Source organism: Caballeronia sp. INML1, from assembly GCF_023631085.1.
Classification (GTDB): Bacteria; Pseudomonadota; Gammaproteobacteria; order Burkholderiales; family Burkholderiaceae; genus Caballeronia; species Caballeronia turbans.
This window is the reverse complement of the sequence record NZ_JALQDT010000004.1, coordinates 60348-76767: the sequence shown is the minus strand read 5'-3', so window position 1 is coordinate 76767 and position 16420 is coordinate 60348. Positions and strand designations below refer to the sequence as shown.

Here is a 16420-nt window from a genome sequence, read left to right as displayed (position 1 = left end):
ACCCTGGAGGGGCGCGATGTCTTCGAATCCCGTTCTGGCTGACTTGCCGCTGTTTCCGCTTCATACCGTGCTGTTTCCCGGCGGCCTGCTGCCGCTCAAGATTTTCGAAGCGCGCTATCTGGACATGGCGCGCGAGTGTCTGCGCGAGAAAACGCCGTTCGGCGTCTGCCTGCTGAAGAGCGGGCACGAGGTCGCGTCACCGGGCGATCCGTCGGTGCCGGAAACCATCGGTTGCCTTGCCGAGATCTCGGAATGCGATGTCGATACCTTCGGCCTGCTGCTCGTTCAGGCCCGGGGCACCGAGCGCTTCAGGCTGACGGATCATCGCGTGGAGCCGAGCAATCTGCTCGTCGGCACGGCCGAGTTACTTGGCGACGATCAGCCGCTGCAAGGCGTGGAAGCGCTCGCAAAGTTCGGCGCGTGCGCGGAAGTGCTGGAGCGCATCATCGATACGATCCGGGAGCGCGAGCCGCAGAACCTGCCGTTTGTCGAGCCGTTTCTATTCGACGATCCCACCTGGGTATCGAACCGCCTCGCCGAAATCCTGCCGATCCCGATGCGCGCCCGGCAGAAGCTCATGGAACTGATGGACGCCGGCGCGCGTATCGACGTGGTGCATCACTACATGCAGCACCATCAACTGCTTTAGATGAGCGGACCGCTCAGCGCGTCGATAAGTTTGCGCACCGGTGCTGGAACGCCGTAGGCGTCGATCTTCGCGAGCGGCGCCCAGACCGTTTCCGTGTTCATCAATTCGCGCGGCGCGTTACGCGCTTCGCCGAGCCGCGGCTCGATATCCAGCTTGAAGTGTGTGAAGGCATGAGAGAGCGGCGCGAGTCGCTGAAGTGGCTCGTCGGCGCCGAGATCGCGCGCGACTTGCGCCAACGCGGCTTCGTCCGCGGCCTCCGGCAAGCTCCACAGTCCGCCCCAGATGCCGATCGACGGACGCTTTTGCAACAGAACGGATCCGCCGTCCTGCAGGATCAGCATCCACGTCTTGCGCGTCGGCACGGCTTTCTTCGGGCGTGCCGCAGGCAGTTCCCGCTGGCGTCCTTCGACCTTCGCCACGCAGTCCGATGCGAACGGACAGCGCGCGCAGTCCGGCTTGCCGCGCACGCACAACGTCGCACCGAGGTCCATCAGGCCTTGCGTGTAGGCGGTCACTTCGTCCTTGTTCACGGCGTCCGGGAGCAGCGATTCGGCAAGCGCCCACATCGCATTCTCGACACGTTTTTCGCCTGGAAACCCCTCGACGCCGAACACGCGCGCGAGCACGCGCTTCACGTTGCCGTCGAGAATCGTCGCGCGCGCGCCGAACGCGAACGACGCGATCGCCGCCGCCGTCGAGCGTCCGATGCCCGGCAGCATCGCGAGTGCGTCGACCGTCTGCGGAAACGCGCCGCCGTGCTCGTGCGCGACGACCTGCGCGCAGCGATGCAGATTGCGCGCGCGCGAGTAGTAGCCGAGCCCGGCCCAGAGCGCCATGACATCGTCGATGGGCGCGTCGGCGAGCACCGTCACCGTCGGAAAGCGTTCGAGGAACCGCGCGTAGTACGGGATGACGGTCGAAACCTGCGTCTGCTGCAGCATGATCTCCGAGAGCCAGACGCGATACGCATCGCGCGTGTTTTGCCACGGCAGGTCGTGGCGGCCATGAATGCGTTGCCACGCGATGAGGCGCGAAGAAAAATCGGTGAGAGCGAGCATCGGAAATTAGCGTTGGCAGCGCGGGCAGAAGTAAGTGGAGCGCTGTCCCTGGACGATTTGTCTGATCGCCGTGCCGCAAACGTGGCACGGCAAACCCGCGCGATCATAGACGAAATAGTCGAGCTGAAAGTAGCCGGATTCGCCGTTGCTGCCGACGAAATCGCGCAACGTGCTGCCGCCCTTTTCGATCGCGGCGGCGAGCGTCACGCGCACCGCATCCGCCAGCAGATCGTAACGGACGAGCGAGATGCGGCCGGCCGCGGTCGTCGGCCGAATGCCGGCGCGAAAGAGGCTCTCGGAGGCATAAATGTTCCCCACGCCGACGACGATCCCGCCCGCAAGCAGCGCCTGCTTCACCGACACCTTGCGCCCGCGCGTCTCGCGAAACAGCAGCGTGCCGGAGAATTCCGGCGAGAACGGCTCCACGCCGAGCGTCGCGAGCAGCGGATGATCGAGCACGTCGCCGTCCGCGCGCGGATGCCAGAGGATCGCGCCGAAGCGGCGCGGATCGCGGAAACGGAGAATGAAATCGTCGAACACGATATCGACGTGATCGTGCTTCGCCGCTTCAGGCGGCTTCGGCACGTGACGCAATACGCGCAACGTGCCCGTCATGCCGAGATGGACGATCAGCCATCCTTCGGCCGTTTCGAACAACAGATACTTGCCGCGCCGCTCGACCTTCTCGATCTTCAGATGATCGAGCGTCTTCGGAAGATGCTGCGGGATGGGCCAGCGCAGCGCGGGCGTGCGGACATCGACGTGCTCGACGCGACGACCGGCGACGTAGGGTTCGATTCCCCGGCGGGTGACTTCGACTTCCGGCAGTTCGGGCATTTTTCTGGAGAGAGACTTGCTGGGGCGAGTGTGCCGGTATTTTAGCCACCGCGTTACAATCGACTGAAACATCGTCTGGATTTCCATGAACTCGTTCGTCATGAAGCTGTTTGCGAAGCGTCAGGCCAGCTCGGCGCATTCGTTCGCCATGCCAATGTCGCGAATCGCCGGCGCCATTGCGCTTGCGATGGCCGCGCTCGCATGCGTTCCCGCGCATGCTCAGGAGCCGAACGCCACGCCCGTTCCGAGCGCCGATGATCAATCCGATGCGCAAAACGCCGCGGACCTTCTGACCGCGCCGGTCAGCGGCGCGGAGACACAGGATTTGCCGAACGTGGCAATGTCCAGCCAGATCGTGTTTCAGGTGCTGGCGGCTGAAGTGGCGTTGCAGCGCGGCCAGCCCGCGCCCGCATTCCAGACTTATCTCTCGCTCGCCCGCGACACGCACGATCCGCGTTTCGCGCAGCGTGCGACCGAAATCGCGATCGCGGCGCAAAGCCCGAACGACGCGCTGACGTCGGCGCAACTCTGGCAGCAGTTCGCGCCGCATTCGGATCGCGCGGCGCAGTTGAGCGCATCGCTTCTGATCGTGAGCGGCAAGCCGGAAGACGCGAAGCCGACGCTCGAACGCGAACTCGCGAAGGTTTCGCCGGAGCAGCGCGGCGAAGCCATCCTTTCATTGCAGAGCTTGCTCGCGCGCGGGCCGAATCGCATCGGCGGGCTGAACGTGCTCAAAGATCTGACGCAAAACGATCAGGGCCGGCCTGAAGCGCAACTTGCGCTCGCGCGCCAGCAATTGGTCGCCAACGATCAACCCGGCGCGAAGGCATCGCTCGAAAAAGCCTTGCAACTCAAGCCGGACTATCTGCCCGCCGCGCTGACGCTCGCGCGCATGGGTCCGGAAGAACGCAAGGAAGGCATCGCTTCGTTCGAGAAGTATCTCGACAAGAATCCGAAATCGCATGATGCACGGCTCGCGCTTGCGCAGTTATACCTGTCGTCCGACAGGCTCGACGACGCGCAGAAGCAGTTCGAGATCATGCGCAAGAACGACTCGAAGGACCTGACGCCGCTGATGGCGCTTGCGCTCATCAACATTCAGAAGAAACAGTTCGACAAGGCGCAGGACTTCCTGAACCTCTACGCGAAGACGGCGGAAAGCACGCCGGGCGCGGACCCCGGCCAGGCGTACATCTATCTCGCGCAACTGGCCCTCGAGCAGAAGGACGACGCCGCCGCGAGCCAGTGGCTCGACAAGATCCCGCGCACCAGCCAGCAATATTTGCCCGCGCAGATCACGCGCGCGCAACTGCTCGCGAAGCAAGGCAAGGTAGACGACGCGCGTGCGCTGCTCGGCAGCCTGCAAAGCTCCGATCCGCGCGATCTCGCGCTGCTCGCGCGCACCGACTCGGCCATTCTTTTCGAGGCGCATCGCTACAAGGAAGCAGAGGAAAGTCTCGCGAAGGCAGTGGCCGCGTTCCCCGACGATCCCGACCTCGTTTACGACTACGCGATGGCCGCCGAAAAGAACGGCCATTACGACGTCATGGAAACGCAGTTGCGCACGCTGATGCGCACGCAGCCGAATAATCCGCAGGCGTACAACGCGCTCGGCTATTCGCTCGTCGATCGCAATCAGCGGCTCGACGAAGCGGTGAAGCTGATCGAGAAGGCGGTTTCGCTGGCACCGAACGATGCGTTCATCATGGACAGCCTCGGCTGGGCGCGTTTCCGCCAGGGCAACGCGGCCGAAGCGGAGAAGATTCTCAAGAACGCCTACAACCTGCAGCCGAACGCCGAAATCGGCGCGCATCTCGGCGAAGTACAGTGGAAATCCGGGCAGCAGGATCAGGCGCGTGCGACATGGCGGCAGGCGCAAAAGCTCGAACCTGACAACGATACGCTCGTCAAAACGCTAAAACGACTCCAGGTAAACGACCTTTGATGGCATTCGATTTTCTCGCCGGCGCTTCGCTTCGACGCGGAGGCCTCGGCATCGCGGCAGCCGCCGCACTGGTGCTGTCCGGTTGCGCTCTCCAGCCGCGCGTTCCTACGACAACGAACGCATCCACTTCGCTCGCGACGCAGACGAGCCGTGAATATCACGGACGCTTCGCCGTGCAGTACAACGATCAGAACGGCACCCAGCGCAACGCATACGGCAATTTCGACTGGCAGGAAACGGGCGATACGGTCACGCTGCAGTTGCGCAATCCGCTCGGCCAGACGATGGCGATCGTGACGTCCTCGCCTTCGCTCGCCACGCTCGAATTGCCCAATCGGCAGCCGGTGAGCGCCGACAACGTGTCGCTGCTGATGCAGAACACGCTTGGTTTCGCGCTGCCGGTCGAAGGTCTGCGCTACTGGCTGCAGCCGTCGGCCGCGCCAACCTCGCGCGCGCAGACGACGCTCGATCCGGAAGCGAACAACGGTCGTCCGAAGGAAATCAAGCAGGACGGATGGACGATCGACTATCTGGCCTACGCCGATGCGCCCGCGGCAGGCGTGAAGCGCGTGAATCTCTCACGCAATGAACCGCCGCTCGACATCAAGCTCGTGCTCGATCAATAACTTCGTCGTTGCAACACGCATGTCCTCATCGAACGATTCGCTCCGTGACTGCCTCGCGCCCGCGAAGCTGAACCTTTTCCTGCACATCACGGGCCGCCGACCGGATGGCTATCACTTGCTGCAAACCGTCTTCCAGTTACTCGACTGGGGCGACCGCCTGCATTTCAAGCGACGCGACGACGGCGCGATCACGCGCAAGACCGATGTGCCCGGCGTGCCCGAGGCCGACGATCTCGTCGTGCGGGCGGCGCGCCTGCTTCAGCAGCACACGGGCACGAAGTTCGGCGTGGAGATCGAGATCGACAAGCGTCTGCCGATGGGCGCGGGCCTCGGTGGAGGCAGTTCCGACGCGGCGACCACTCTTTTTGCGTTGAATCGTCTCTGGGGTGTTGATCTTTCGCGTGAGATTCTGCAGAATCTCGGCCTGCAACTCGGCGCGGACGTGCCGTTTTTTGTCTTCGGGCAGAATGCGTTTGCGGAAGGTGTAGGTGAGGCGCTCCAGGCAGTCGATCTGCCGAAACGCTTCTTCCTGGTAGTCACACCCGATGTTCACGTCCCGACCGCGGCGATTTTTTCGGAAAAGGCCTTGACAAGGGATACGAAAGTCGCCAAAATGATGGACTTTCTTGCAGAGCAAAGGTCAGACACAAACTGGCCCGACAGCTTCGGTCGAAATGACATGCAAGCTGTAGTTGCGGGAAAGTACGCGGAAGTTGCGCAGGTGCTCGAGTGGTTTGCCAATCTCGCACCGGCGCGAATGACTGGATCCGGAGCAAGCGTGTTTGCCGCTTTCCGAAGCCGAGCCGAAGCAGAAATGGCGCAAGCCAAACTGCCGGCGAGCTGGAGGAGCGTGGTAACAGCGAGTCTGGATTCTCATCCTCTCTTCGCTTTCGCGTCATAGGTTTTGTTTTGTCGGGTATGTCCTACACTTTCCGGCAAGACTCAAAGTTAGTGTAGGGGAGTCGCCAAGTTGGTCAAGGCACCGGATTTTGATTCCGGCATGCGAGGGTTCGAGTCCTTCCTCCCCTGCCATTCTTTTTCTCGCGTTTTTCCTCTCGCCTCCAGCCGCAGACAGGTGCACGATGAGCAGTGACGGCCTGATGGTTTTTACTGGCAACGCAAATCCCGCGCTTGCTCAGGAAGTCGTCAAAATTCTTGGAATTCCTCTCGGCAAAGCGATGGTCAGCCGCTTCTCGGACGGCGAGATCATGGTCGAGATTCAGGAAAACGTTCGGGGCAAAGACGTATTCGTTCTGCAGTCCACCTGCGCTCCCACGAACGACAATCTGATGGAACTGATGATCATGGTCGATGCGCTCAAACGCGCGTCCGCTGGCCGGATCACCGCAGCCATCCCCTACTTCGGCTATGCGCGCCAGGACCGCCGTCCGCGTTCCGCGCGAGTGGCCATCTCGGCGAAGGTCGTCGCGAACATGCTGGAAATTGCCGGCGTCGATCGCGTGATCACCATGGACCTTCACGCCGACCAGATTCAAGGCTTCTTCGACATCCCCGTCGACAACATTTACGCGACTCCCGTCCTTCTTGGCGATCTGCGCAAGCAGAACCATGATCATCTGCTGGTCGTGTCGCCGGACGTCGGCGGTGTGGTGCGCGCGCGTGCGCTCGCCAAGCAGTTGAACACCGACCTCGCCATCATCGACAAGCGCCGTCCCAAGGCGAATGTCGCCGAGGTGATGAACATCATCGGTGAAGTGGAAGGACGCACCTGCGTGATCATGGACGACATGGTCGATACCGCCGGCACGCTGTGCAAGGCCGCGCAAGTGCTGAAGGACCGCGGCGCGAAGCAGGTCTTCGCGTATGCCACGCACCCGGTGCTGTCGGGTGGCGCGGGCGAACGCATCGCGGCGTCGCAGCTGGACGAACTGGTCGTCACGGACACCATTCCGTTGTCGTCCGAGTCGCTCGCGTGCCAGAAGATCCGTCTGCTGTCGAGCGCGGGTCTGCTCGCGGAGACGTTCTCCCGAATCCGGCGCGGCGACTCGGTGATGTCGCTTTTCGCCGAAGGTTAATCAGAATTGAGCAAGAAACGCGAGGCACACGCTTCGCGTTTTTGCATGATCGGCGCGAACGAACGAAGGTTCGCGTCGCTTGTTTTGGGATCACACCTTTTCGATGATCCCGGTTTCCCTGCCTGGTCGCGGGCAGATATAGGAGTGAAACATGAAAGTCGTCGCTTTCGAGCGTAGCAAGCAAGGTACGGGTGCGAGCCGCCGCCTGCGCAACTCGGGCAAGACCCCGGGTATCGTGTACGGTGGTGAAACGGACGTTCAACTGGTCGAACTCGATCACAACGCCCTGTGGCACGCCCTGAAGAAAGAAGTTTTCCATTCGTCGATTCTCGACCTGGAAGTGGCCGGCAAGTCGCAACAGGTTCTGCTGCGCGACGTGCAATACCACCCGTTCAAGCAGCTCGTGCTGCACGTGGACTTCCAGCGCGTCGACGCGAAGAAGAAGCTGCACACCAAGGTGCCGCTGCACTTCATGAACCAGGAAACCAACCCGGCCGTGAAGCTGGCGGGCGCGGTGATTTCGCACGTCGTGACGGAACTGGAAGTGGAATGCCTGCCGGCAGACCTGCCTGAGTTCCTGGAAATCGATCTGGCAAAGATCGAAGCCGGTCAGACGATGCACGCGAAGGACATTCCGCTGCCGAAGGGCGTGAGCCTGACGGTTTCCGTCGAAGCGGAAAACCCGGTGGTGGCCTCGGCTACCGTTCCGGCCGCTGTCGTGTCGGAAGGGACTAGCGAAGCTGCTGAAGGCGAAAAGCCGGCGGCCGAGTAAGCACGCGGAACACCGCTATCCTCTCGATCCGTTCGCAAGAACGGTCGACGTGACCCGCCGGCGCGCAAGCCCCGGCGGGTTTTTTTTCGTTCTACATGATTCGACATGATCAAGCTGATCGTCGGCCTGGGTAATCCGGGCGCCGAATACACCGCGACGCGGCATAACGCGGGCTTCTGGTTCGTCGACCAGTTCGCACGCGATGCCGGCGCGACGCTGCGCGACGAACGCCGCTTTCACGGTTTCTACGGCAAGGGACGTCTGCACGGCCATGAAGTGCATTTGCTCGAACCGCAGACCTTCATGAACCGCTCGGGGCAATCGGTCGTCGCGGTGGCGCAGTTCTTCAAAATTCTTCCCGATGAGATTCTCGTCGCGCACGACGAACTCGATCTTCCGCCCGGCACCGTCAAGATGAAACTCGGCGGCGGCAGCGGCGGACATAACGGACTCAAGGATATTTCCGCGCATCTGTCGTCGCAGCAATACTGGCGGCTGCGCATCGGTATCGGACATCCGCGCGATCTGATTCCCGAAGGCGCGCGCGCGGGCGCGAAACCCGATGTCGCGAACTTCGTGCTCAAGCCGCCGCGCCGTGAAGAACAGGACGTGATCGATCAGTCGATCGAGCGCGCACTCGCCGTGATGCCCTTCATCGTCGCCGGCGAAACCGAGCGTGCGATGATGAACCTCCACCGCAACTCTTGATTGGAGCCGACCTTGAGCCGTTTCTGGAGCGATATCGTCCATCGTCTGACGCCGTATGTGCCGGGCGAGCAACCTGCGCTGGCCCATCCCGTCAAGCTCAACACGAACGAAAACCCGTACCCGCCTTCGCCGCGTGTCATCGAAGCGATTCGTCGCGAGCTCGGCGAGGATGGCGCGTCGCTGCGCAAGTATCCCGATCCGACCGCGCGTGCGCTGCGTGAAGCCGTCGCGAAGCATCATGGGCTGCGCGTCGAGCAGGTGTTCGCCGGCAACGGTTCCGATGAAGTGCTCGCGCACGCGTTCCAGGCGCTGCTGAAGCACGACAAGCCGATCGCCTTCCCGGACATCACGTACAGCTTCTATCCCGTCTACGCGCAGCTTTACGGCGTCGCGTACGAGACCGTGCCCTTGAACGCGGATTTCGCAATCGATGTCGATGATTACCGCGCGCCGCGCGGCGGCGTGCTGCTACCGAATCCGAATGCGCCGACGGGTCGCGCGCTGCCGCTTTCGGAAATCGAAGTCTTGCTGAAGGCGAACCCGGACGCGCCCGTCATCATCGACGAAGCGTATGTCGATTTCGGCGCGGAATCGGCGGTAAATCTGATCGACGCCTATCCGAACCTGCTCGTCGTGCAGACGACGTCGAAGGCGCGTTCGCTGGCGGGCATGCGCGTCGGTTTCGCGTTCGGCGATCCGGCGCTCATAGAAGCGCTCACGCGCGTGAAGGACAGCTTCAACTCATATCCGCTCGATCGCCTCGCGCAGGTCGCAGCGCTCGCATCGTACGAGGATCAGGCGTGGTTCGAAGAAAGCTGCGCGAAGATCATTGCGAGCCGTGAGACGTTGACCGCGCAACTGCGGACGCTCGGCTTCGACGTGGTGCCGTCCGCCGCCAACTTCCTGTTCGCGAAACATCCCGCGCACGATGCCGCGGCGCTCGCCGCCGCGCTCAAGGCGAAAGAGATTTTCGTGCGCCACTTCAAGCTGCCGCGTATCGATCAGCATCTTCGCATCTCGATCGGCACGCCCGCCGAATGCGATGCGCTCATCGCCGCGCTGAGCGGGCTGATCGGGTAAGACGCGAAGGGCTTATCGGCCCTTCGCCGCCATGAGCGCGTGGTACTTGGCCATCAACTGCTCAGGCGTCTCGACGTGCGCCGGGTCGCGCGGAATGCATTCCACGGGGCACACCTGCTGGCATTGCGGCTCGTCGAAATGGCCGACGCATTCCGTGCATTTGTTCGGGTCGATCACGTAGATGTCGGGACCCATCGAAATGGCGTCGTTCGGGCACTCGGGCTCGCAAACGTCGCAGTTGATGCACTCGTCGGTAATGATCAAAGACATGCTTCACTCTCTTGCGCCGGTTTCGAATCCGGCATGACGCCCGCGCGCAGTGTCCGCCAATAGTGACGAAACGCGCGGGCCCGGCGCTCACGGCGCCGCGGGATCCTTCTGCGACAGAATACCGACTTTGTCGATCAGCCGCTTTTCCACCGACGGGAACACGAACTTGCTCACGTCGCCGCCGAGTTGCGCAATCTCGCGCACGATGGTGCCGGAGATGAACTGATACTGATCCGATGGCGTCATGAACATTGTCTCGACATCGGGCAGCAGATAGCGATTCATACCGGCCATCTGGAACTCGTACTCGAAATCGGACACGGCGCGCAGTCCGCGCACGATCACGCGCGCGTTGTTCTTGCGCACGAAATCTTTCAGCAGCCCGGTGAAACTGCTCACCTGCACGTTCGGGTAATGCCCGAGGACCTCGTGCGCGATATCCAGCCTTTCCTGCAGCGAGAAAAACGGCTTCTTCGCCTGGCTGTGCGCGACGCCTACGACGAGCTGATCAAAAATGCTCGATGCGCGCCGGACGATGTCTTCATGCCCGCGAGTGAGCGGGTCGAACGTACCCGGATACACGGCCACAACCATGAGCTTCTCCTCTTCTATTTACATTGGGCCGCGTGGCTGCGACGACCAACTCTCCCTGATTTCCCGAGACTTTGGATGGCCCAAAATCGGGAACGCGCATTATTCCTCATTTTCGCGGCGCAGCAAATGATAGCGGACCGCGCCCGCCTTGCCTTCACGTACGATGTTCCAGCCGGCGAGCGCATCGATGCCGGTCAGGTCCAGCGGATCGCCGCATTCGACGTAGATCGCCCCATCCGGCGCGACGAGCGGCGCCGCCAGTTCCAGCGCGCGCAAGAGCATCGCCTGATCGCCGAACGGCGGGTCTAGAAAGATCACGTCGAACGAGCCGTGCGCGAGGCTGGCGGCGAGCCGCAAAGCATCCGCTTCCGCAATCTCGATATTGCGCGCGCCGAGCTTCGCCTGATTCGCCCGGATCTGCGCGGCCGCTTTCCCGCTTCTTTCGACCATCAGCACGCGCGCCGCGCCGCGCGACGCCGCCTCGAAACCGAGCGCGCCGCTGCCCGCGAACATATCGAGACAATTCTGCCCGTTCAGATCCTGGCCGAGCCAGTTGAAAAGCGTCTCGCGCACGCGATCCGGCGTGGGCCTGAGGCCGTCGAGATCGAGGACGGGCAGCGGCGTGCGCTTCCAGTCACCGCCGATGATGCGGATCGTGTGCGGTTTGCCTCCGCGCGACGGCGTATGGCTGGGCAAGGCGGATCGGGTAGCGGACAAGCGGGGCATAAAAGAGTTGTCGGAGTCGTGCTCGCCGGGCATTTTTTGCCTGAAGATCAGCCGGCGCGGGCAATGAAAGCCAACGTTACCACACGCGCACGCCATGCCGGGAGCCGCACGGGCGCGCACCGCGGCGCCTGATAAAATACGCGGCTACTATCCCATCGCGCGGGCCTCGCGCGCAGCGACTCGAAAGCGCGCACGAGGCCATCGGTTCACGCGCGCATCATCGCCAAAATCCATGTTCAGCTTCTTCAAGAAATTCAAAAAGTCGGCTGACGCGCCGCTCGACGGTCCTCAGGAAGAATCCGTCGAGGCGGCCGAGGACGAAGAAATATCCGACGCCGAGCTCGAGCGGCAGGCGCTTCCGGCCGAAGCGCCGTCGTCGGAAGTAGCGCAGCCTGAAGCGCCCGCGGAACCGTCGGCTCCCGTCGTTCCCGCATCGCCCGTCGAGCCTGAGACGGACCACTCAAAGGAATACTGGCAAGGCCGCACCGAGTCGCAATGGGCGCGCGTTCCGGAAACGGATCAGGCGAGCGAGGAAATCGTGCCGCCGCCCGAGCCCGATCCGGTCGCTAAAAAATCGTGGATCTCGCGTCTGCGTCACGGTCTTTCCAAGACGAGCTCGAACCTCACCGGCATTTTCGTCAGCGCGAAGATCGACGAAGACCTGTACGAAGAACTCGAAACCGCTCTGCTGATGTCCGACGCCGGCGTCGACGCGACCGAGTTCCTGCTCGAATCGCTGCGTGAGAAAGTGCGCGCGGAGCGTCTGACCGACGCGTCGCAAGTGAAGGCTGCGCTGCGCGAATTGCTGATCGACCTGCTGCGCCCGCTCGAAAAATCGTTGATGCTCGGACGCGCGCAACCGCTCGTGATGATGATCGCGGGCGTGAACGGCGTCGGCAAGACAACCAGCATCGGCAAGCTGGCGAAGCATCTGCAGCGCTTCAATCAGTCGGTGCTGCTCGCCGCGGGCGATACGTTCCGCGCCGCCGCGCGCGAGCAACTGACGGTCTGGGGCGAACGCAACAACGTGACGGTGATCGCGCAGGAAAGCGGCGACGCGGCCGCCGTCATTTATGACGCAGTCGGCGCGGCGCGTGCGCGCAAGATCGACGTGATGATGGCCGACACCGCCGGCCGTCTGCCGACGCAACTGCATCTGATGGAAGAACTGCGCAAGGTGCGACGTGTGATCGCGAAGGCGATGCCGGACGCGCCGCACGAAGTGCTGCTCGTGATCGACGCGAACACGGGCCAGAACGCACTCGCGCAGGTGAAGGCGTTCGACGATGCGCTGGGTCTGACCGGCCTCGTCGTGACGAAGCTCGACGGCACCGCGAAAGGCGGCATTCTCGCCGCGATCGCGCGTCAGCGGCCTGTTCCGGTGTACTTCATCGGCGTGGGCGAGAAAGTCGAGGATTTGCAGCCGTTCAGCGCGGAAGAATTCGCCGACGCCTTGCTCGGTTGAACCTGGAAAGGGCGTCCACGTGGGCGCCCTTTTTTCATCGCGCAAGTATCAGGGAAGCCGCGATCCACCACATCACGCAGCCGACGATCACATCGAGCACGCGCCACGATACGTCCTTCTCGAACCACGGCTCCAGCAGACGCGCGCCGTAGCCGAGCGCCGTGAACCAGATCACCGACGCGCACATTGCGCCCGCCGCGAACCACGCGTTGCCCGGCCAGCCACGCTGCGCCCCGATGCCGCCGAGCAGCACGACGGTATCGAGATAGACGTGCGGATTGAGCAGCGACAGCGCGAGCACCGTGGACGCCGCGCCGATCGCCGTCTGCGAGTCGCCGTCTGACGCGTTCAGATGCCCCGGTCCCCGCCACGCCGCGAGAAACGCGCGCAAGCCATACAGAAACACGAAGATCGCGCCTGCCCAGCGAATCACGTCGAGCAGAAAGGGCGCACGCGCGATGAGCGCGCCCATTCCGCCAACGCCGAGGGCAATCAACAGCACGTCGATGAACGCGCAGATCGACACGACGATACTCACGTGGCGGCGCTTCAACCCTTGCCGCAACACGAACGCATTCTGCGCCCCGATCGCGACGATCAGGCTCGCCCCCAACCCGGCACCCGACAAATAGCTCGACAGCGCTCCTGTGGGAACAGCCGCCGTCATTCGGCGTCCGGCTGCTGCGCCGGAGCGGCCCGTGCAAAGGCGTCGAGCGTGCAGGCGTGATCCGCGATACGCGCGATCGTCGGATACGGCGTCACGTCGATGCCGAAGCGCCGCGCGTTGAACACCTGCGGCACGATGCACAGATCGGCGACCGTCGGTGTGTCGCCGAAGGTCAGCGCACCGACGCGCCTGTCCGTGGCAAGCCGTTTTTCGAGCGATTCGAACCCGGCCTCGACCCAATGCCGATACCACGCGTCTTTTGCTTCGTCCGGCACCTTGACCTGATGCTTCAGGTACTTGAGCACGCGCAGGTTGTCGAGCGGATGGATTTCGCATGCGACCTGCAGCGCGACGGAGCGCACGAACGCGCGATCGGACGGGCTTTTCGGCAGAAGCGGCGGCTCGGGATGCGTTTCGTCGAGATACTCGATGATCGCGAGGGACTGCGTCAGCACGTCGTCGCCATCGACGAGAGCCGGCACGATGCCGTCCGGATTCACCGCCCGATACTCGGGCTTGAGTTGCTGCCCGCCGTCGCGCAGCAGATGCACGCCGACGTAGTCGTAATCGAGCCCCTTCAGATTCAGCGCGATGCGCACGCGGTACGCCGCCGAGCTGCGGAAATAGCTATAGAGCTTCATGTTCATGAGCTCAGACCACGCGCACGGCGAATTCACCGATGCCGTCGACGCCGCCCTTCAGCAGATCGCCCTTCACGACCGCGCCGACGCCTTCGGGCGTGCCGGTGAAAATGAGATCACCGGGAAAGAGCTCGAAGAGCGTCGACAGATACGCGACGGTTTCACCCACCGACCAGATCAGTTGCGAGATGTCGGAACGCTGCTTTTCCTCGCCGTTGACGCTCAGCCAGATCGCGCTCTTTTGCAGATGCCCGACCTTCGACACCGGATGGATCGGGCCGATCGGCGCGGAACGGTCGAATCCTTTCGCCGTGTCCCACGGGCGGCCGAGCTTCTTCGCTTCGGCTTGCAGGTCGCGGCGCGTCATGTCGAGGCCGAGCGCGTACCCGTAGACGTAATCGAGCGCCTTATCGGCGGGAATGTTCTTGCCCTGCTTGCCGATCGCCGCGACGAGCTCCATCTCGAAGTGCAGGTTCTTCGTCTGCGACGGATATGGGAATTCGCCCGTGGAACCCGGCGCGACGTACAGCACGGCATCCGCGGGCTTGCTGAAGAAAAACGGCGGCTCGCGATCCGGATCGTGGCCCATTTCGCGCGCGTGGGCTTCGTAGTTGCGGCCGACGCAGTAGATCCGGCGCACCGGAAACTGCTCATTCGAACCATCGACGGGGACCGCTGCGGCCGGCGCCGGAGGAAACACGTAACTCATCCCGCTCTCCTGTTGCTGTTTTGATGTGCAGATTCATGGGCGAACGCGCCAGCGCGGACGGCCGGCGAGAAAAGGAAGTTTAACGTGCGCGCGCAAAGCGTGGCGGAGCTTGTCGGGCGCGGCTTTGCGAGCTTTCGACGAGCCATCGGCGGGTCGACGAAAGCGCCGTCATTCGTAAGCATCGGACACACCTGGCGGGAGACGCTCGCTCGGTGCAGCTTGCCAGCGCTCGTCAAATACGGTACTCAATAACCTTCTTGCACCTTAAAACGCGCGACGGCATCGCTCGCAGTACGAAATCGAGCACCCGATCCGCCCCAACTTTCCGATGACCGACTCCGCTCCCCCCGCTTTCAACTGCGCGCGTTATATCAAGGAAATCGGCCGCGGGCCGAACGGCGCGCGCGCCCTCTCGCACGACGACACCTACGCGCTCTACGAAGCGATACTCGAGGATCGCGTCTCTGAACTCGAACTCGGCGCGGTACTGCTCGCCTATCGCGTCAAGGGCGAAACCGCCGCCGAGCTCGCCGCCATGCTATCCGCCGCGCATCGCTCGTTCGAGCCGCTGCATGTCCAGGATGGACGAGAGCACGCGCGGCCCGTGTCGATTCCGAGCTACAACGGCGCACGCAAGACGCCGAATCTCGTGCCGCTGTTGTCGCTCTTGCTTGCGCGCGAAGGCGTGCCGGTGCTGGTGCACGGTGTCACCGACGATCCGGGCCGCGTCACGAGCGCCGCGATTTTCGCCGAACTGGGTATCGCGCACGCGGCTTCACACGATGAAATCGAAGACAGCCTCGCGTCGCGCCGTCTCGCATTCGCGCCGATCGCCGTGCTCGCGCCCAAGCTCGCACGGTTGCTGGCGCTGAGACGCCGCATGGGCGTGCGCAATTCGACGCACACGCTCGTGAAGATCCTTCAGCCCTTCGCCGAGCCGGGCCTGAGGCTCGTCAACTACACCCATCCCGAGTATCGCGAGAGCCTTACCGGACTTTTCACCGAGCACCCGGACGCGGCGGCGGGCGGCGCACTGCTCGCGCGCGGCACCGAAGGCGAAGCCGTCGCGGACACGCGCCGCCAGGTGCAGGTCGACTGGTTCCACGACGGCCACGTCGAGACGCTGATCACGCCCGAGCACTCTCAGCCGCACACGCCTCCGGTCGACCTGCCCGACACCCTCGACGCAGCGACCACCGCGCGGTGGATCGAATGCGTGCTGCGCGGCGACGTGCCGGTGCCGCCCGCGGTCACGCGCCAGGTCGAAGTGATTGCCAATGTGGTGCGTAAACCAGCTGTCGGTCAGGCAAATCCCATTTGACACGCTATTCAACGGTGGTTTAAAGTCGATTACATGAGTTTCACCCAGCCCGCCTCCCTCCGAATTATTCCGGGCCGCCTAGCGCGGCCCCTATCGCTACGTCTAGCGTAAGTCGCCAGATGTAGCGCCGCGCGTCGCAAGGCGCCCGGTCCTGCCAGAAGTCCCAGTAGTTCCTTTTCTTACCACCTGTAGTCGTCAGCTTTTCGTTCGCGCATCCCGCGAAACGGAAACGCGAGGGTCAAATGCACGTTGCTCCGCGCACGTTCACGTTGGTCACAGGCGTCACCGTCGCTGGTGATCCCGGGACACGCGCGCG

The 16420-nt window shown here is 63.1% G+C and carries 18 protein-coding genes and 1 tRNA gene; 11 read left to right on the top strand and 8 right to left on the bottom strand.

Going from position 1 to position 16420, the window contains the following annotated elements; all coding sequences use genetic code 11:
• Positions 1-16: 16 nt before the first annotated feature.
• On the top strand, positions 17-649 hold the full coding sequence (locus NCR38_RS01395) for an LON peptidase substrate-binding domain-containing protein (RefSeq protein WP_061116893.1): 633 nt from the start codon (positions 17-19) through the stop codon (positions 647-649).
• Here NCR38_RS01395 and mutY read toward each other — a convergent pair.
• On the bottom strand, positions 646-1707 hold the full coding sequence (gene mutY / locus NCR38_RS01390; protein ID WP_250476247.1) for an A/G-specific adenine glycosylase: 1062 nt from the start codon (positions 1705-1707) through the stop codon (positions 646-648). The two genes, NCR38_RS01395 and mutY, sit on opposite strands and share 4 nt — an antisense overlap.
• A 6-nt stretch (positions 1708-1713) precedes the next feature.
• Entirely contained in the window at positions 1714-2544 is an 831-nt protein-coding gene (gene mutM / locus NCR38_RS01385; protein WP_061116891.1) for a bifunctional DNA-formamidopyrimidine glycosylase/DNA-(apurinic or apyrimidinic site) lyase, read from the bottom strand.
• Between the two features lie 85 nt (positions 2545-2629).
• On the opposite strand from mutM, the gene NCR38_RS01380 reads away from it, so the two are divergent.
• From NCR38_RS01380 to hisC, 8 genes are all read left to right on the top strand, one after another.
• Positions 2630-4489, top strand: coding sequence for a tetratricopeptide repeat protein (locus tag NCR38_RS01380; RefSeq protein ID WP_061116890.1), 1860 nt, complete (start codon positions 2630-2632; stop codon positions 4487-4489).
• The gene (gene lolB, locus NCR38_RS01375; RefSeq protein WP_250476246.1) at positions 4489-5115 is read left to right on the top strand and encodes a lipoprotein insertase outer membrane protein LolB; all 627 of its coding nucleotides are present in this window, start codon (positions 4489-4491) and stop codon (positions 5113-5115) included. The genes NCR38_RS01380 and lolB overlap by 1 nt, the downstream gene beginning before the upstream one ends.
• Positions 5116-5134: 19 nt before the next feature.
• Complete coding sequence (gene ispE, locus NCR38_RS01370) at positions 5135-6016, top strand: 4-(cytidine 5'-diphospho)-2-C-methyl-D-erythritol kinase (RefSeq protein WP_250476245.1); 882 nt, start codon at positions 5135-5137, stop codon at positions 6014-6016.
• A 54-nt stretch (positions 6017-6070) separates the two neighbouring features.
• A tRNA-Gln gene (locus NCR38_RS01365) sits at positions 6071-6147 on the top strand.
• Positions 6148-6197: 50 nt separating this feature from the next.
• A complete protein-coding gene (locus tag NCR38_RS01360) occupies positions 6198-7151 on the top strand; it encodes a ribose-phosphate pyrophosphokinase (RefSeq protein WP_250476244.1) in 954 nt (317 codons plus the stop codon).
• A 151-nt stretch (positions 7152-7302) separates the two neighbouring features.
• A complete protein-coding gene (locus NCR38_RS01355; protein ID WP_061116887.1) occupies positions 7303-7923 on the top strand; it encodes a 50S ribosomal protein L25/general stress protein Ctc in 621 nt (206 codons plus the stop codon).
• A 105-nt stretch (positions 7924-8028) separates the two neighbouring features.
• Positions 8029-8631, top strand: a complete 603-nt coding sequence (pth, locus tag NCR38_RS01350) for an aminoacyl-tRNA hydrolase (RefSeq protein ID WP_250476243.1) — start codon at positions 8029-8031, stop codon at positions 8629-8631.
• 12 nt (positions 8632-8643) lie between these two features.
• On the top strand, positions 8644-9711 hold the full coding sequence (gene hisC, locus NCR38_RS01345) for a histidinol-phosphate transaminase (protein WP_250476242.1): 1068 nt from the start codon (positions 8644-8646) through the stop codon (positions 9709-9711).
• 12 nt (positions 9712-9723) lie between these two features.
• Here hisC and NCR38_RS01340 read toward each other — a convergent pair whose 3' ends face one another.
• The 3 genes from NCR38_RS01340 to rsmD all read right to left on the bottom strand — a co-directional run bounded on the left by NCR38_RS01340 (position 9724) and on the right by rsmD (position 11301).
• Positions 9724-9981: a YfhL family 4Fe-4S dicluster ferredoxin gene (locus tag NCR38_RS01340; protein WP_061116885.1), complete on the bottom strand. Its 258-nt coding sequence runs from the start codon at positions 9979-9981 to the stop codon at positions 9724-9726.
• Positions 9982-10068: 87 nt separating this feature from the next.
• Positions 10069-10575, bottom strand: coding sequence for a pantetheine-phosphate adenylyltransferase (gene coaD / locus NCR38_RS01335; RefSeq protein ID WP_061116884.1), 507 nt, complete (start codon positions 10573-10575; stop codon positions 10069-10071).
• A 99-nt stretch (positions 10576-10674) separates the two neighbouring features.
• Positions 10675-11301, bottom strand: coding sequence for a 16S rRNA (guanine(966)-N(2))-methyltransferase RsmD (gene rsmD, locus NCR38_RS01330; protein WP_250476241.1), 627 nt, complete (start codon positions 11299-11301; stop codon positions 10675-10677).
• A 232-nt stretch (positions 11302-11533) separates the two neighbouring features.
• Between rsmD and ftsY the strand changes: the two genes are divergently transcribed.
• On the top strand, positions 11534-12766 hold the full coding sequence (ftsY, locus tag NCR38_RS01325) for a signal recognition particle-docking protein FtsY (protein ID WP_250476240.1): 1233 nt from the start codon (positions 11534-11536) through the stop codon (positions 12764-12766).
• Positions 12767-12800: 34 nt separating this feature from the next.
• Here the strand turns inward: ftsY and NCR38_RS01320 are convergent, their stop codons facing one another.
• The 3 genes from NCR38_RS01320 to NCR38_RS01310 are packed head-to-tail and all read right to left on the bottom strand — an operon-like array spanning position 12801 to position 14783.
• On the bottom strand, positions 12801-13433 hold the full coding sequence (locus NCR38_RS01320; protein WP_061116882.1) for a LysE/ArgO family amino acid transporter: 633 nt from the start codon (positions 13431-13433) through the stop codon (positions 12801-12803).
• Positions 13430-14074, bottom strand: coding sequence for a maleylacetoacetate isomerase (gene maiA, locus NCR38_RS01315; protein ID WP_061116955.1), 645 nt, complete (start codon positions 14072-14074; stop codon positions 13430-13432). The genes NCR38_RS01320 and maiA overlap by 4 nt, the downstream gene beginning before the upstream one ends.
• A gap of 10 nt (positions 14075-14084) precedes the next feature.
• Positions 14085-14783, bottom strand: coding sequence for a fumarylacetoacetate hydrolase family protein (locus NCR38_RS01310; protein ID WP_061116881.1), 699 nt, complete (start codon positions 14781-14783; stop codon positions 14085-14087).
• Between the two features lie 328 nt (positions 14784-15111).
• Between NCR38_RS01310 and ybiB the strand changes: the two genes are divergently transcribed.
• Positions 15112-16104, top strand: a complete 993-nt coding sequence (gene ybiB / locus NCR38_RS01305; RefSeq protein WP_061116880.1) for a DNA-binding protein YbiB — start codon at positions 15112-15114, stop codon at positions 16102-16104.
• Positions 16105-16420: the final 316 nt, after the last annotated feature.

Coding starts and splice junctions, on each gene's coding strand:
- pth (WP_250476243.1), top strand. CDS start 8,029: ATGATCAAGCTGATCGTCGGCCTGGGTAATCCGGGCGCCGAATACACC.
- ftsY (WP_250476240.1), top strand. CDS start 11,534: ATGTTCAGCTTCTTCAAGAAATTCAAAAAGTCGGCTGACGCGCCGCTC.
- ispE (WP_250476245.1), top strand. CDS start 5,135: ATGTCCTCATCGAACGATTCGCTCCGTGACTGCCTCGCGCCCGCGAAG.
- maiA (WP_061116955.1), bottom strand. CDS start 14,074: ATGAAGCTCTATAGCTATTTCCGCAGCTCGGCGGCGTACCGCGTGCGC.
- NCR38_RS01360 (WP_250476244.1), top strand. CDS start 6,198: ATGAGCAGTGACGGCCTGATGGTTTTTACTGGCAACGCAAATCCCGCG.
- ybiB (WP_061116880.1), top strand. CDS start 15,112: ATGACCGACTCCGCTCCCCCCGCTTTCAACTGCGCGCGTTATATCAAG.
- NCR38_RS01310 (WP_061116881.1), bottom strand. CDS start 14,783: ATGAGTTACGTGTTTCCTCCGGCGCCGGCCGCAGCGGTCCCCGTCGAT.
- NCR38_RS01355 (WP_061116887.1), top strand. CDS start 7,303: ATGAAAGTCGTCGCTTTCGAGCGTAGCAAGCAAGGTACGGGTGCGAGC.
- coaD (WP_061116884.1), bottom strand. CDS start 10,575: ATGGTTGTGGCCGTGTATCCGGGTACGTTCGACCCGCTCACTCGCGGG.
- mutY (WP_250476247.1), bottom strand. CDS start 1,707: ATGCTCGCTCTCACCGATTTTTCTTCGCGCCTCATCGCGTGGCAACGC.
- NCR38_RS01395 (WP_061116893.1), top strand. CDS start 17: ATGTCTTCGAATCCCGTTCTGGCTGACTTGCCGCTGTTTCCGCTTCAT.
- rsmD (WP_250476241.1), bottom strand. CDS start 11,301: ATGCCCCGCTTGTCCGCTACCCGATCCGCCTTGCCCAGCCATACGCCG.
- NCR38_RS01380 (WP_061116890.1), top strand. CDS start 2,630: ATGAACTCGTTCGTCATGAAGCTGTTTGCGAAGCGTCAGGCCAGCTCG.
- lolB (WP_250476246.1), top strand. CDS start 4,489: ATGGCATTCGATTTTCTCGCCGGCGCTTCGCTTCGACGCGGAGGCCTC.
- mutM (WP_061116891.1), bottom strand. CDS start 2,544: ATGCCCGAACTGCCGGAAGTCGAAGTCACCCGCCGGGGAATCGAACCC.
- NCR38_RS01340 (WP_061116885.1), bottom strand. CDS start 9,981: ATGTCTTTGATCATTACCGACGAGTGCATCAACTGCGACGTTTGCGAG.
- NCR38_RS01320 (WP_061116882.1), bottom strand. CDS start 13,433: ATGACGGCGGCTGTTCCCACAGGAGCGCTGTCGAGCTATTTGTCGGGT.